Raw genomic sequence first — 14,242 nt, forward strand, 5'->3', positions numbered from 1 at the left:
CCTCCCGGTGCGTCGTCCGCCGTCCGGCCGCTCCCGGCCGTACGGGGCGGGCCGCGTGACCGGGGGTTCCGTCCCGTCCCCACCAGACCCGGAGCACACCACGACATGAGCACCGCACCCGACACCGCCGCCGGTTCCGGCGCGGACACCGCCGCGCCGGAGGCCGGGGAACGGCAGGGGCTTCCGCTCCTCGCCCTCCTCGCCCTGGCCACCGCGGTCTTCATCACCAGCCTCACCGAGACCCTGCCCGCCGGGCTGCTGCCCGCGATGAGCGACGACCTCGGCGTGAGCGAGTCCGCGACCGGGCAGACCGTCACCATCTACGCGATCGGCACCGCGCTGACCGCGATCCCGCTGACCGCCGCCACCTCCGCCTGGCGGCGCAAGCGGCTGCTGCTCGCCGCCATGGCGGGCTTCGCCGTCGCCAACACCGTCACCTCCGTGTCCTCGGACTACGGGGTGACGATGGTGGCCCGGTTCGTCGCGGGCGTCGCCGCGGGCCTCGCCTGGGCACTGCTCGCCGGATACGCGCGGCGGATGGCGCCCGCCCACCTCCAGGGCCGGGCCATCGCCATCGCCATGGCCGGCATCCCGGTCGCCCTCTCCGTCGGCGTGCCCGCCGGGACGTTCCTCGGCGAGGTCACCGACTGGCGGGTGGCGTTCCTGTCCATGACGGGCCTCACCGTGCTGCTGCTGGTGTGGATCGCGGCGATCGTGCCGGACTACCCGGGCCAGCCGCGCGGCGAGCGGCCGAAGATGCTGGCGACCCTGCGGGTCCCCGGGGTCTCCCCGGTCCTGTTCGTCACCCTGGTCTTCGTCCTCGCGCACACCATCCTCTACGCCTACATCGCCACCTTCCTGGACGACCTGGGCCTGGGCGGCGACACCGACCTGGTGCTCCTCGTCTTCGGCGCGGCCTCGCTGGCGAGCCTGTGGGTCGTCGGCGCCCGCATCCACCAGGGCGTCCGGACGCTGACCGTCGCCAGCACGCTGCTGGTCGCGGTGGGCGCCGCCCTGCTGGCGGTGCTCGCCGACCAGACGGCCCTGGTGTACGTCGCCGCCGTGCTGTGGGGCCTGGGCTGGGGCGGCATCCCGACCCTGCTCCAGACCGCCGCCGGGCAGGCGGGCGGCGATTCGGCGGACGCCGCGCAGGCCATGCTCGTCACCCTCTGGAACGTGGCCATGGCCGTCGGCGGCGTGGTCGGCGGGCTGCTGCTCAACCTGTCCGGGAGCGGGTCCTTCCCGTGGAGCGTGCTGGTGCTGCTGGCGCCCGTGCTGGCGGTCGTGCTGTACGCGCGGGAGCACGGCTTCCCGGCCAAGCGGCTCGCGGACTGAGGTCCGCGAACGGCTCGCGGGGACCGGCGTCCGTCACCCCGCGCCTCCGCCTCCCTCCGCCTTCGGCGGGACCGGCTCCGTCCACTCCCCGGAGCCGGTCCCGCCGGGGTCCGGGAGCCCGTTCCCCCTCGGGCCCGGGAGGCGGTTCCGGCCGGGGTCCGGAAGACGGTTCCGACCGCTTCCGGGCCCCGGTCCACGGGCTTCCCGCCCCCGGCGGGGAGGCCGTCGACGGGTGCCGGAACGCCGGACGTTTCCACCCCGGCCCAATTGTTCATACGCTGTTGACGTTCCGCCGGACTCCCTTGCCCACCTGGGGAGTTGTTTCCGCAGATCAGGCCCCGAAGTGTCAAAGCTAACGATCACCCTCTTCAAATAGCCACCACGGACGGTATTTTGGTGGCTGCGTGGCAGCTTCCCGCATCGGCACGGATGCGGTCCGTTCAGGTAGAAGAGCGAAGACGGGGGTGCAGTGTCACATGCTGTCCAGCGAGATACGCACGACGGCCGCAAGTGACAGAACCATTGACAGAGCAAGTGTACGGGCGTTCGTGGAGGATATCTTTACCACGCTCCGTCGGGTGGAACAGCGCCGCTGGGCCAGTGAGTATCTCTGGGCGCTGATCCACGCTCCCGGAAAGAAAACCCCGCACCGGCTGGGACAGGCCAAGTCCTTACCTCCGGCCGCGGTGCGCGGACTGCACCAGTTCATCAATTCCAGTCCCTGGGAATGGGAACCCGTACGCCGAAGACTCGCCCTGCGGGCGGCCTCGGGGTCGGCCCCGCAGGCGGTGACCGTAGCCGAACTCATCGTCCCCAAGAGCGGTGTCCACACGGTGGGCGTGCACCACCGGGTCGACGCCGCGACCGGTCGCACCCTCAGCTGCCAGCGCGCGCTGGGGCTCTTCCTGATCGGCGAACCGCACTGCTTCCCCCTCGACTGGCGGCTCGTCCTCGACGGCGCCTGGGGCTGGGACGGCCAGCGCCGCCGCCGGGCCCGCGTGCCGGAGACCGAGACCGGGCGCCCGGCCGGGGCCCACGTCCTGGAGTACGCCGCCGCGCTGGCCCGTTCCGGGCTGGCGCACCTCCCCTGGGTCCTCGACCTGTCCCGCTGCCAGGACTCGGGCGGGGTCCTCGCCGGACTCGCCCGGCTGCGGCTGGACATCATGTGCGAGGTGGACCCGGGCCAGGTCGTCCTCACCGGCCGGGTGCCCACCGTCAGCGGCGTCGGCGCGCTGATGGAGATGCGCCGCGCCCGGCAGTCCCACGTGGCCCTGGCGCAGACCGAGGACGGCTCCACCAAGGCCGTCCCGGTGCACACCTACGCGGGCACCGTCCGGCTGCCCCGGCTCGACACCCGCGACGAGGCCGACCCCCGCACCTACCGCGTCATCGAACGGCCCGACCCCGACGGACGGCTGCCCACCCGCTACTGGCTCACCACCCTCACCGACGGGCGGGTGGAGGAACTGCTCGCCCTCGGGCGCGGCCGGACCCGCGCGCTGAAGACCGTTGACACGCTTCAAAGGGATTACGGGGTACTCGACTTCGAGGGGCGTTCCTTCCCCGGCTGGCACCACCACATGACCATGGCGTCCGCCGCCTACGTCTACCAGCACCTGCGTCACGGGCCCGAGGGCGTGCCCGTGACACCGCACCGGGCCCCCGGAACCGTGGTCACGGCCACGGCCCGGACCACGGCCACGGCCGGGATCCCGGCCGCCGCGGAACTCATCGGGCTCACACGCTGACCAGGGGCGGGAAGACGGGAAGATCGGGGTGCCAGGCATGACCAACGTCCTCGTGGTGGGGCACGACGCCTCCGCCACCGCAGCCATGGTGGACGCCCTGCGGCGGCAGGGCTACACCACCGTCCGGGTGGACACCGGGGCCCGCGCCCTGCGCACCCACCTCGGCGCCGACCTGGTGCTGCTCTCCCTGGAGCTGCCCGACATCGACGGTCTGGAGGTCTGCCGCACGCTGCGCAGCAACGGCGACACCCCGCTGATCGCCGTCACCGACCTCGACGACGAACTGGACCGGGTCCTCGCGCTGAAGGCGGGCGCGGACGACTGCGTGGTCACGACCTGGGGGTTCCGGGAGATCGGGGCCCGGATCGAGGCGGTGCTGCGCCGGGCCCGTCCCGCCGCGGCCACCGGCGGCGGTCCGATCTCGCTGCGTCCGCTGCACCTCGATCCGCGCACCGAGGAGGTGCGGCTGCACGACCGGGTCGTCCCGGTGACGTCCAAGGAGTTCGCGCTGCTGCACGCCCTGGCGACCAGCCCGGAGACGGTGCTGTCCCGGCAGGAGCTGATGTCCCGGGTGTGGGGCAGCAGTTGGGCGCAGGCCAGCCGGACCATCGACACGCACGTCAGCAGTCTGCGGGCGAAGCTGGGGTCCAGCCGGTGGATCATCACCGTCCGGGGCGTGGGCTACCGGATGGGCCACGGATGGCGGACGGAGTCCGCCGGGGACGGCACCGGGTCCGGTACGGGGGCCGGGGACGGCACCAGTGCGGTCGGCGCCGGGTACGGGTCCGGGTACGACACCGGGTCCGGTACTGGGTACGGGTCCGGTGCCGGGTACGGGTCCGGCGCGGGCTTCGGTGACGGGGCCGTGGGCGGTGCGGGGATCGGCGGCGCGGCCTGGGGCGGTACGGGGGGCGCCGGGGTCGGTACCGGGGTCCGGGCCGGTCACGGTGGGGACCTCGTCTGGGACGGTGGCGCGTCCCTCGTCGGGAGCGGCGGCGGGGGCGGTGGCTGGAGCGGGGCGGTCGGCGTGGCCGAGCTGGCCGGGATGACCTGGGCCGCCGAGGCTGCCGGGGACGGTGGGTCGGCCCCGGCGTTCACCGATCCTTCCGGTGCCCCGGGTGTCCCGGGTGCCCCGGGTGTCTCCGGTGTCTCCGGTGTCTCCGGTGTCTCCGGTGCTTCTGGTGCTTCCCGCGCTTCCGGGTTCTCCGGGGTGTCCGGTTTCCCTGGGACGCCGGGGGTGACGGGAGCGTCCGGGGTGGCGGGGGCCACCGGGGTGCCCGGGACGTCCGGTGCGACGGGGGTGGCCAGGGCCTTCTGGGGCTGAACCCCGTCGCCCCGCCCGTCCGGTCCAGACCCGACGGCCCCGGCCCCGGACCCGGCCCCAACCGGACGGGGCCGGACGGGGCGGGGCCGGACGGACCGGACGGACCGGACGGACCGGGCCGGACGGAGCGAGGCCGGATCACACCGGACCGGACGGGCGGGGCGACGGGTCCGGGTCCAAGGCCAGGGCCAGGGTCGGGGTCGGGGTCGGGGTCGGGGTCGGGGTCGGGTCCAGGGCCAGGGCCAAGGCCAAGGCCAAGGCCAAGGCGGGAAGCGTACGGCCCCGGCTCGCCCCGCACCGTGCCGTTCCCGTGCTTCAGGCCGCCCGTTCCAGGCGGCGTATCAGGGGGTGTTCGGCGACGTCACGGGCGGCGTCCCCCCGGACGGCGTCACGAGCGGTGCCCCCGACGGGGTGCCCGGCGGCACCCAGGGCCCACCAGGCCGAGGCCAGGTTGGAGGTCAGCAGGACGCGTCCGGGGTCCTCCCGGGCGAGGACGTCCAGGGCGGCCAGCGTGCCCATGCCCGTCCCGGTGAACAGCAGCGCGGTGTCCCGGGGGAGCCGGGCCGCCCGCACCCGTTCCAGCAGGGTGCCGGTGGTCACCTCGTACGGGTCGAAGTGGTCGTCCCCGGCCGCGTCCCGGGCGGCCGGGACCCGCACCACCCCGTCGACGGTGAGCCCGGCCCGTTCCCAGAAGGTCCGGGAGGCGTCGGTGAGCCAGGACTGGTACGGGGAGACCAGCGACAGCCGGGTCACCCCCAGCGCCTCGCAGGCCGCCAGGATCGCCTGGGTCGAGGAGCGGACCGGAAAGCCCGCCCGGGCGGAGAGTTCCGCGCAGAACGCCCGGTCCCCGTCGGGGTCGAGCAGGTAGTGGGAGGCGCTGCACGCCACCACGGCGGCGGTCAGTCGCATCCCGCCGAAGTCGGCGAGGGTGTCGGGGAGGACGTCGTTGTACGTCTCCAGCATTTCCCTGAGGCCGCTCCCGGGCGTCACCGGGAAACGCGCCGTGTAGACATTCACGCGGGAGCCGAGCAGCTGGTTGAACTCCGGCTCCGCCGTGGGGTTCTCCGGAGGTACCACGACGCCGAGCCGGGGCAGCGAGAAGAGATCCATGCGCCTCACGGTAGGGCCCGTCCACGCCCCCCGCGCCGTCCGGCGCCGATATTTGTCACCGTCGGACACGATCCTTGAACGGGTTTTCCGTCCTCACACTGCCTGACATTTCCCAACAGAGCCCTGACAGTGCGGAGCTTGCCGCTCCCCGGCCCGGCGTCGGAGAGTTGTCCCAGCGCTACTCCTGCCGCGTCCTTGCTGATTCCGCTTCACGGAAGTCTTCGGAAGAAGAAGGTCCATGGCCCCCACACGGAAGCCACACGGAAGAAGGTAGTGAAGGAAATGGCAGCAATACCCGGAAAAGCACTTCCCCGGCCGCGGATTTCCGACGCGACCCTACGGGACTCCGCGCACATGGCGGGTGTCGAGTTCGGTCCGAAGGACGCCGCGACCATCGCGGACCTGCTGGTGCGCACCGGTGTCGAGCTGGTCGAGGTCGGCATGGTGTCCGGCCCCGGCTCCAAGGACGCCGATCTGGTGCTGGCCACCCACGAGGCGGTCGGACCGGAGCGGTCCATGACGCTGGTGGTGGTCCGCGACCGCCGTCAGGTCGCCACCGCGCTGGACGAGGCCGAGCGCCTGGGCGTCCGGCACATCATGTACTCCATCCCCACCTCCGAGCAGCACGCCAAGCTGAAGCTCGGTTCCCCCAGCCCCAAGTTCCTCCAGACGCTGGCCCGTTCGGCGATCACCCAGGCCAAGGAGCGCGGCTTCCACGTCACCTTCAGCGGTGAGGACGGGGCCCGCACCCCCGCCGAGCGGCTGGTGCCGTACGTGGCCGCCGGGTTCGAGGCGGGCGCCGACCGGTTCCGGCTGGCGGAGACCGTCGCCTACCTCTCGCCCTGGCAGATGGAGGAGGTGATCGCCGACCTCACCGCCATCGACGGCTCCGAGATCGAGATCCACTCCCACAACATGCTGGGGATGGCCGTCGCCAACTCGCTGGCCGCCGTCCGCGCGGGCGCCCAGTGGATCTCCGCGACCGTCGGCGGCATCGGCGAACGCGGCGGCAACGCCCCGCTGGCCGAGCTGCTGACCTCGCTGCGGGTCCTGTACGACGACACCCGCTTCGATCTGGGGCACCTCACCGAACTCTCCCGGGTCGCGCTGCGCGGCGCGGGCCTCGGGGACGCCTTCCAGTCGGGTCCGACCACCTCGCACGCCTTCGCGTACGAGCTGCCGGGCCAGCTCAACCACCCGGAGGCGTACGAGACGCTCCCCGCCGAACTGGTCGGCAACCGGCGCGAGTTGCTGGTCCGCACCCGGCTCACCCCGGCCCTGGTCTCCTGGGCGCTGGCCGACTCGGGGATCTTCGTGGACGTCGACGCCTTCACCCCCTGGCTGGTGGCCCGGCAGGAGGACGGCGGACGTCCGCTGCTCGACCGGGACGCGATCCGCAAGGCCGCCGTCGACTTCCGGGACGCCTGACCCGTTCCGGTTCCCCTGACGGTTCCGGTTCCCCTGACTGTTCCGGTTCCGGTTCCCCTGACGGTTCCGCCCGGCCCGGCCCCACCCGGCCCGGAAGCCCCACCCCCACGTCCACCCCCGCGCGTCCCGCACCACGCACCACCCCCGTACCCCCACCCCCACAGCCTCACCACCCCCACCCCCAACGACCTCCCACCACCCCTGCCGCACCACGAACGGAGTCGTCCCATGTCCACCGCCACGCTGACCGGTGTCTGCCCCGAGTGCGAGACCGACCTGACCGTGCCCCCCGTCACCCAGGGCGAGACCCTGTCCTGCCCCGAGTGCCTGCTGACCCTGCGCGTCGAGGGCGTGCGGGACGGGCTGCTGGAGCTGGAGATGGTCGAGGTCCAGCTCCGCGACTGGGGCCAGTGAGATGGGCGGGAAGATCGCCGTCGTCGCGGACCGGCTCGGCTGGGAGGAACGCCTGCTGATCCAGTCCGCGCCCGACTTCGGACTGCACGCCGAGTGGGTCAACGACGAGTCGCTGTGCCTCGGCCACCCCGACGCCCCCTCCGTCGGCGGCTACGACGTGGTCCTCGTCCGCAGCCGCAGCTACACCCGGGGCGGACTGATCGCCTCCCTCGCGGAGGCGTCCGGGGTCCGCGTCCTCAACACCGCCCGGGCCATCCACGCCTGTGAGAACAAGGCCGCCCTGCGCACCCTGCTGCGCGCGGCGGACGTCCCCGTCACCGACTTCCGGCTGGTGCTGTCCCGCAAGGACTTCACCCGGGCCCTGGAGGAGCTGGAGCTCCCCGTGGTCCTCAAGCCGGTCTTCGGCGGCATGGGCAAGCGCGTCACCCTGATCCGGGACGCCGACACCGCCCAGTCCGTCTACGACTACGTCGAGGACCTGGGGCACGCCTTCGAACAGGCCGGGCTCGTCGAGCCCTACGTGGGCGGCGGCACCTCGGTGCGCTGCCTGGTCGTGGGGCGGGAGCTGGTCGGCGCCGCCGAGTTCGCCAGCGGCGGCACCGACTGGCGCAACAACGCGGCCCTCGGCAACAGCCACCGCGCCCTCGCCCACGACCCCGAGGTGGCGAAGATCGTGGACGCGGTCGTCGCCGAACTCGGCCCCGGCATCTACGGGGTGGACCTCTTCCGCACCCCGGACGGCCTCCTCGTCAACGAGGTCAACCACGCCCCCGCGTTCCGGGCGGTCTCCGCCTCCACCGGCGCGGACGTCCCGTCGGCCATCGGCCGCCATCTGCAGGAGCTGCTCGCATGATCCGCGCAGGAGTCGTCGGTGCCTCCGGGCTCGCCGGCGGAGACCTCATCCGACTCATCACCCAGCACCCGGAGCTGGAACTCACCTTCCTCGGCGGGTCCTCCCACATCGGGCGCCGCCCGTCCGAGCTGCACCCCGGGCTGCGGCTGGCCTCGTCGCTGACCGTGCAGCCCGTCACCGAGGACGTCGCGGACCGGGTGGACGTGCTGTTCCTCGCCACCCCCGCGCCCGTCTCGGCGGAGCTGGCCGAACTGCTCGCGGACCGGGTCCCGGTGATCGTGGACCTGAGCGGTGCCTTCCGCATCCGCACCCCCGAGCTGCACGACCGCTGGTACCCCAAGGTCAGCCGCCGCCCCGACCTCGCGGAACGCTTCGTGTACGGGGTGCCCGAGCTGATCGGGGACCGGCTCGCCGACGCCCCGCTGATCTCGCTGCCCGGCTGCTACGCCACCGCGATCACCCTGGGGCTGGCGCCCCTCGTCCAGGGGCTCGGCCTCGATCTGCGGACCGTGGTGGTGGACGGCAAGAGCGGTTCCAGCGGCGGCGGGCTCCAGCTGCGCACCGCGGACCTCCACCCGTTCCGCAGCGGCGCCATCGCCCCCTACGCCCCCACCGGCCACCGGCACGCCGCCGAGGTCGGGGACTTCCTCCGGCGGGAGGACGGAGCGGGCTCCATCGGCTCGCTCAGCATGTCCGCGTACGGGGTCTCCCATGTGCGCGGGCTGCTCACCAGCAGTTACGTCTTCACCGACCAGCCGGTCGACGCGAGGGAGCTACAGCGGGCCTACCTCCGCTTCTACAAGGGGCGTCCGTTCGTCCGGGTGCGGCGGCACACCGAGACGCTGATCCCGGTGCCCGACCCGCAGGCCGTGCTGGGCTCCAACTACTGCGACGTGACGGTCCTGGTGGACGAGGAGGCGGAGCGGATCGTGGTCCTCGCCGCCCTCGACAACCTGGTCAAGGGCGCCGCCGGACAGGCCGTCCAGGTGACCAACCTCCGCTTCGGACTGCCCGAGGAGACGGGACTGACCATGCAGCCGGTGATGCCCGCGTGAGCACCGCACCGACCACATCGGCCACGTCGAACCCATCAGCCCCGTCGGCCGCGCCGACCCCCGCCGACGGTGACGGCTCCGCGCCCACCGGCACCGGTCGGATCGCCCCGACCGTCGTCAAACTCGGCGGCAGCTGCCTGGACGACCTCGAAGGCACCTGGTGGGACGACCTCGCCGCGCACGGCCGGGAGCGTCCGCTGATCCTGGTGCACGGCTGGTCCAAGCCGCTGCGGGAGCTGGACCCCCGCTACCGCGAGCCGTCCGCGATCCTGCGCGACCGCTACGGCAACCAGAGCCGCTGGACCACCCCCGAGGTCATCGCCGACATCAAGACGGTGAGCGCCCGGCTGGCCGAGGACGTCCTCGGCCGGCTGACCCGGCGCGGACTGAGCGCCGAACGGCTGCTCGGCAGCGACGGGCTGGTCGACGCGGGCGAGGCCGAGCGCTGGTGGTGGCGGGAGAAGCGGCTCGTCGAGCTGGAGAACCTCGTCGGACCCATCACCGGGGTCGAGCCGGGACCGCTCGCGGAGCTGCGGCCGGGCGAGGTCCGGCTGGTCACCCCGCTGGCCCGGAACGCCGCCGGGCGGGAGGTGAACACGGACGCCGACCGGGCGGCCGCCGCCCTCGCCGGGGCGACCGGCGCCACCGACCTGGTCCTCGTCACCGACGTCGCCCATCTGCTGGTGGACGGGGCGCCCGTGCACCGGATCACCGCCGAGGCCGCCGCCGCGTTCCGCGACAAGGGCGCCACCGGCGGGATGCGCAAGAAGCTGCGCGCCGCGGGCGAGGCCCTGGACCGGGGCGTGGAGCGGGTCGTGATCGGCAGCGCGCCGGTCACCGATCTGCTGGCCGCCCGCACCGGAACCGTCATCACCCGAGCCTGAGGAGCGAGCACGTGGCACGATCCCGTGTGCTGGTCGTCAACAACGGAACCCTCTCCCTGAACCAGCTGCGCGCCCGCTTCGAGCAACTGGGCTCCGACACGGACGCCGTCAACGTGGCGTCCCTCCCCGACCGGCTCGACGGCCGCTACCAGGCGGTCGTCCTCAGCGGCACCAAGGTCCGGGCCTACGACCGCGACCACTACAAACCGCTGATCGACCTCGTCAACGAGTCCAAGGTCCCGGTCTTCGGGATCTGCGGCGGGATGCAGATCCTCGCCGTCTCGGCGGGCGGCGAACTCGCCGAGGGCCCGCAGCGGGTCGGCGGGCACCAGGCCCACGTCGACCAGGACGAACCGCTCTTCGCCCATGTGGGGCCGACCGTGACGGTGTTCCACCGGCACACCCTGTACCTCCAGAAGGCCCCGGAGGGCTTCCGTTCCATCGGGCGCTCCGAGCACGCCCCGGTGGAGTTCCTGCGCTCCGACGACGGCCGGATCCTCGGCTCCCAGGCGCACCTGGAGTTCCGCAAGGACGGCCTGGAGATCCTGCGCGGCTTCGCCCGGCTCTACCAGTGAGGGCGGCCGGGCCGTACCGGTCGGGGGCCAGTCCCACCGGTACGGCCCGGTCCCGCCCCGCCCAGTGCCGTGCCGGGCCGTGCCACGCCAGGCCAGGCCATGAGGGCCCGTCCGCCCCGAACCCCCACCGACGCACCGGAGGACTTGTCAAAGTGAGTGAGCTGGAACCCCAGGACCCCGTCTTCACGGTCCATCTGAACGGCAGCGGCGGCGACATCAAGGGCTGGGTCGTCGTCGACTCCCTCTACGACGGCCTCGCCATGGGCGGGGTGCGGATGACCGCCGGGGTCACCGAGGAGGAGGTCGCCGGGCTCGCCCGGGACATGACCCACAAGTTCACCCTCGCCGGGCTCCCCATCGGCGGCGCCAAGGGCGGCATCGTCGCCCAGGGCGGCGACCGGGAGGAGACCTTCCGCACCTTCGGCCGGACCGTGAAGCCGCTGCTGCACGGCGGCATCCACCTCGGCATCGACATGGGCGTCACCCCCGCCGACCGGGCCGTCTTCTTCGACGAGGCCCGCTACGACCCCCGCTACCGCACCGGGGTCCCGGACATGCCCATCGACTGGCGCACCTACTACGAGCCGCTGATCGACGCCACCGGCCACGGGGTCGGGGTCGCCGCGGTCACCGCCCTGGAGGCGGCGGGCCACGACGGCCCGGCCCGGGTCGTCGTCCAGGGCTTCGGCGCGGTGGGCCGGGCGGTCGCCCGGTTCCTGGAGGAGCGCGGCCACCGGGTCGTCGGGATCGCCGACGTCCGGGGCACGATCAGCGCGGAGCGGCTGCCCGTCGACCGGCTGATCTCGATCACCGACGAGTTCGGGCTGATCGACCGGGACCGGCTCCCCGACGACGTCACCGTCGCCACCGGGCCGGACGCCTGGCTGGACGTGGACGCCGATCTGCTGGTGCTCGCCGCGCAGAAGTACGCGCTCGACGACGCCAACGCGCACCGGCTGCGCGCCGCCCTGGTCGTGGAGGGCGCCAACCTGGCCTCCAGCGACGCGGCCAAGGAGAAGGTGCGGGCCGCCGGGGGCACCCTGGTGCCGGGGGTGATCGCCAACATCGGCGGGGCGGGCTCGGCGGCCCTCGCCGTCACCCGGGTCGTGCCCTTCGACCTCGGGGCCGAGGCGCGCAAGGCGTGGGTCTTCGACTGGATCGGGGACCGGGTCCGCGAGAACACCCGGGACCTGCTGGAGATCGCCTCGGGCTCGGCCGGGGACCCGCTGCCGCAACTGCTGTCGGTGCGGCGGGCGCAGGGGCGGCGGCGATGACGTCCACCGGGGCCGCCACCGTCTCCGCCGTTCCCGGTGCCGTTCCGGTTCCCGGGGCCGTTCCCGGTGACGTTCCCGTTCCCGGGGCCACCGGCGACCAGGCCGCAGGTCCGGGCGCGGGCACGGGCGAGGGCGAGGGCACAGTCGGCGCCGTCGGTACGGTCGGCGCGGTCGGCGCGGTCGAGGACCCGGGCGCGCGGTACCGGGAGCGCGGCTGGTGGCGGGACGAGACCTTCCTGGACGACCTGTGGCGCCAGGCCCGGGAGCGTCCGCACCAACTCGCCGTCGCGGGCCGCCGGGTCGCCGAGTCCCGCACCGACACCCTGGACTACGCCGAACTCGCCCGGCTGACCGACCGGTTCGCGCTGGCGCTGCTCGACCTCGGGGTGCGGCGCGGGGACTTCGTCGCCGTCCAGCTCCCCAACCGCTGGGAGATGGTGGCGCTGATCTTCGCCTGCCAGCGGGTGGGCGCCGTGATCTGCCCGGTCTCGCCGATCTGCCCGGAGGACGAGCTGCGCCACCGGTTCGGGCTCACCGGGGCCCGGGTGGCGATCACGCTCCCCGAGTGGTCGGGCACCCCGCTGGCCGGGACCGTCACCCGGCTCGCCGCCGAACTGCCCACCCTGGAGCACGTGGTGGTGGTCGACGGACCGGTGCCCGAGGGGGCGCTCTCCTTCCACGAGCACTTCGTGGCGGCGCCCCGGGAGGAGACGGCGGGCGCCACGGCGGCGCTGGACGGTCTGGCGCTGACCGCCGACGAACCGTTCGTCGTGCTGTTCACCTCCGGCACCACCGGCCCCTCCAAGGGCGTGCTGCACAGCCAGAACACCGTCCACTCTGCGGTGCGCGGCTATGTGGACGCCTTCGGCGCGGGGGACGACTGGGTGGCCGCCGTGTCCACCCCGCTCGTCCACTACTCGGGCTTCGCCCAGGGCGTGCTGGCCAGTGTGCTGCTCGGCGGCACGGTCGCCTTCCAGGACGTGCGCCGCAACGAGGTGCTGCTGGACCTGGTCGCCCGCTACCGCGCCACCCTGCTGTACGGGCCGCCCGCCACGCTCACCGACGTGGTGGCCTCCCAGCGGGCCGCGCCGCGCGACACCGGCACCCTGCGGCACGTGGTGATCGGTTCGGCGCCCGTCCTCGCGGAGCTGGCCGACGCGGTGCGGGAGACGCTCGGGGCGCGCGCCCACTCGCTGTGGGGCATGTCCGAGAACGGTCCCGTCACCACGACCCGGCCGGAGGACCCCGAGGGCTGGGCGGCGCGCAGCAACGGCCGCGCGATCGACGCCATGAGCACCCTGATCGTCACCTCGGAGCTGCCCCCCGGGGCGGCGGCCGGGGACGGCGGCGCGGCCGACGCCGACGGCGCCGACAGCGACGGCGGCGGTGTGGGGCGGCTCAAGGTGCGGGGCGCCTCGCTGGCGCTGGGCTACCACGCGCGGCAGGACGCGTTCGACGCCGAACTGGACGCCGACGGCTGGTTCGACACCGGGGACCTCGCCCGGGACGACGGCCGGGGCGGCATCCGGGTCCTGGGCCGGGCGCGCGACGCGATCGTCCGCGACGGGCGGGTGGCCCCGGTGACGGAGCTGGAGGCCGTCACCGGCAACCATCCCCGGGCGGTGGAGGCCGCGTACGTGGAGCTGCCGCCGGACGACGCCTCCGGGCGGGGCGCGATCCTGGCGGTCGTGGTCCCGGCGGCCGGGGCAGACGGGCCTTCGCTGGACGAGGTCCGCGCCGAGCTGCGGCGGTCCGGGTTCGAGCCCCGGTTCCTGCCGGACCGGGTGGAGTCGCTGGCCGCGCTGCCGAAGACGCTCACCGGGAAGGTCCGCAAGGCGGAGCTGCGCGAACGGTTCGGCGCGGGTGCGGCGTCCGGTACGGCACCGGGTCCGGTGTCCGGTTCGGTCTCCGGTACGGCGTCCGGCGCGGCACCGGGTCGGGCGTCCGGCGCGGCCTCCGAACCTGACTCCGTGTCCGCCCCGGTCTGACCGTTCCGGTTCCGGTACTCATTCCGGTTCTGGTTCCGGTCCCGGCTCTGGCGCGGTACGGGTCCCGGTCGCGGTCCAGGGCGTGGGACGGGAACCGGTCGCGGTCCGGTCCCAGCCCCGGCACGGTACGAGTCGCGGTCGCGGTACGGCTCCCGTCCCGTACGGGCGTCCGGCCCGCCGCGCTTGGCCGCCCCCGGCCTCCGGTCCGCGAACCCCCGGGGCTCCGGGCTCCGGCCTCCGGGGTCGCGAACCCC

At 73.9% G+C, this 14,242-nt stretch carries 13 protein-coding genes; 11 read left to right on the forward strand and 2 right to left on the reverse strand.

Annotated features, from left to right (window positions below; translation table 11 throughout):
* The first annotated feature begins 105 nt into the window (after positions 1 to 105).
* From ACVWNX_RS15720 to ACVWNX_RS15730, 3 genes are all read left to right on the forward strand, one after another.
* Positions 106 to 1,335 (forward strand): MFS transporter, encoded by a 1,230-nt coding sequence (locus ACVWNX_RS15720; RefSeq protein ID WP_454414545.1) that lies wholly within the window; start codon positions 106 to 108, stop codon positions 1,333 to 1,335.
* Positions 1,336 to 1,811: 476 nt separating this feature from the next.
* Positions 1,812 to 3,083 (forward strand): IS701 family transposase, encoded by a 1,272-nt coding sequence (locus ACVWNX_RS15725; RefSeq protein WP_454414546.1) that lies wholly within the window; start codon positions 1,812 to 1,814, stop codon positions 3,081 to 3,083.
* A gap of 37 nt (positions 3,084 to 3,120) precedes the next feature.
* Positions 3,121 to 4,407 carry a response regulator transcription factor gene (locus ACVWNX_RS15730; RefSeq protein WP_454414547.1) on the forward strand — a complete coding sequence of 429 codons (1,287 nt, stop codon included), beginning with the start codon at positions 3,121 to 3,123 and terminating at the stop codon, positions 4,405 to 4,407.
* Between the two features lie 138 nt (positions 4,408 to 4,545).
* On the opposite strand, the gene ACVWNX_RS15735 is transcribed toward ACVWNX_RS15730, so the two are convergent.
* Together ACVWNX_RS15735 and ACVWNX_RS15740 are read right to left on the reverse strand one after the other, a co-directional pair.
* Entirely contained in the window at positions 4,546 to 4,671 is a 126-nt protein-coding gene (locus tag ACVWNX_RS15735) for a hypothetical protein (RefSeq protein ID WP_454414548.1), read from the reverse strand.
* Positions 4,672 to 4,722: 51 nt separating this feature from the next.
* Entirely contained in the window at positions 4,723 to 5,517 is a 795-nt protein-coding gene (locus tag ACVWNX_RS15740; protein ID WP_454414549.1) for a maleate cis-trans isomerase family protein, read from the reverse strand.
* A gap of 282 nt (positions 5,518 to 5,799) precedes the next feature.
* Between ACVWNX_RS15740 and ACVWNX_RS15745 the strand changes: the two genes are divergently transcribed.
* The 8 genes from ACVWNX_RS15745 to ACVWNX_RS15780 all read left to right on the forward strand — a co-directional run bounded on the left by ACVWNX_RS15745 (position 5,800) and on the right by ACVWNX_RS15780 (position 13,988).
* The gene (locus tag ACVWNX_RS15745) at positions 5,800 to 6,945 is read left to right on the forward strand and encodes an isopropylmalate synthase (protein WP_454414550.1); all 1,146 of its coding nucleotides are present in this window, start codon (positions 5,800 to 5,802) and stop codon (positions 6,943 to 6,945) included.
* Positions 6,946 to 7,173: 228 nt separating this feature from the next.
* Positions 7,174 to 7,359, forward strand: coding sequence for a lysine biosynthesis protein LysW (locus ACVWNX_RS15750; RefSeq protein WP_454414551.1), 186 nt, complete (start codon positions 7,174 to 7,176; stop codon positions 7,357 to 7,359).
* Between the two features lies 1 nt (position 7,360).
* Entirely contained in the window at positions 7,361 to 8,212 is an 852-nt protein-coding gene (locus ACVWNX_RS15755; protein ID WP_454414553.1) for an ATP-grasp domain-containing protein, read from the forward strand.
* Complete coding sequence (gene argC, locus ACVWNX_RS15760) at positions 8,209 to 9,267, forward strand: N-acetyl-gamma-glutamyl-phosphate reductase (protein ID WP_454414554.1); 1,059 nt, start codon at positions 8,209 to 8,211, stop codon at positions 9,265 to 9,267. Before ACVWNX_RS15755 ends, argC begins: the two co-directional genes overlap by 4 nt.
* A gap of 101 nt (positions 9,268 to 9,368) precedes the next feature.
* Entirely contained in the window at positions 9,369 to 10,151 is a 783-nt protein-coding gene (locus ACVWNX_RS15765; RefSeq protein WP_454414787.1) for an amino acid kinase family protein, read from the forward strand.
* A gap of 11 nt (positions 10,152 to 10,162) precedes the next feature.
* Positions 10,163 to 10,726, forward strand: coding sequence for a type 1 glutamine amidotransferase (locus ACVWNX_RS15770; protein WP_454414555.1), 564 nt, complete (start codon positions 10,163 to 10,165; stop codon positions 10,724 to 10,726).
* Between the two features lie 152 nt (positions 10,727 to 10,878).
* Positions 10,879 to 12,000, forward strand: a complete 1,122-nt coding sequence (locus ACVWNX_RS15775; RefSeq protein WP_454414556.1) for a Glu/Leu/Phe/Val dehydrogenase dimerization domain-containing protein — start codon at positions 10,879 to 10,881, stop codon at positions 11,998 to 12,000.
* Positions 11,997 to 13,988, forward strand: coding sequence for an AMP-binding protein (locus ACVWNX_RS15780; RefSeq protein ID WP_454414557.1), 1,992 nt, complete (start codon positions 11,997 to 11,999; stop codon positions 13,986 to 13,988). The genes ACVWNX_RS15775 and ACVWNX_RS15780 overlap by 4 nt, the downstream gene beginning before the upstream one ends.
* Positions 13,989 to 14,242 lie beyond the last annotated feature (254 nt).

This window comes from Streptomyces sp. JNUCC 64 (assembly GCF_054484115.1).

What these genes read in the sequence shown, in the direction of transcription:
- ACVWNX_RS15720 (WP_454414545.1), top strand. Translation starts at nt 106, where the DNA reads ATGAGCACCGCACCCGACACCGCCGCCGGTTCCGGCGCGGACACCGCC.
- ACVWNX_RS15725 (WP_454414546.1), top strand. Translation starts at nt 1,812, where the DNA reads ATGCTGTCCAGCGAGATACGCACGACGGCCGCAAGTGACAGAACCATT.
- ACVWNX_RS15730 (WP_454414547.1), top strand. Translation starts at nt 3,121, where the DNA reads ATGACCAACGTCCTCGTGGTGGGGCACGACGCCTCCGCCACCGCAGCC.
- ACVWNX_RS15740 (WP_454414549.1), bottom strand. Translation starts at nt 5,517, where the DNA reads ATGGATCTCTTCTCGCTGCCCCGGCTCGGCGTCGTGGTACCTCCGGAG.
- ACVWNX_RS15745 (WP_454414550.1), top strand. Translation starts at nt 5,800, where the DNA reads ATGGCAGCAATACCCGGAAAAGCACTTCCCCGGCCGCGGATTTCCGAC.
- ACVWNX_RS15750 (WP_454414551.1), top strand. Translation starts at nt 7,174, where the DNA reads ATGTCCACCGCCACGCTGACCGGTGTCTGCCCCGAGTGCGAGACCGAC.
- ACVWNX_RS15755 (WP_454414553.1), top strand. Translation starts at nt 7,361, where the DNA reads ATGGGCGGGAAGATCGCCGTCGTCGCGGACCGGCTCGGCTGGGAGGAA.
- argC (WP_454414554.1), top strand. Translation starts at nt 8,209, where the DNA reads ATGATCCGCGCAGGAGTCGTCGGTGCCTCCGGGCTCGCCGGCGGAGAC.
- ACVWNX_RS15780 (WP_454414557.1), top strand. Translation starts at nt 11,997, where the DNA reads ATGACGTCCACCGGGGCCGCCACCGTCTCCGCCGTTCCCGGTGCCGTT.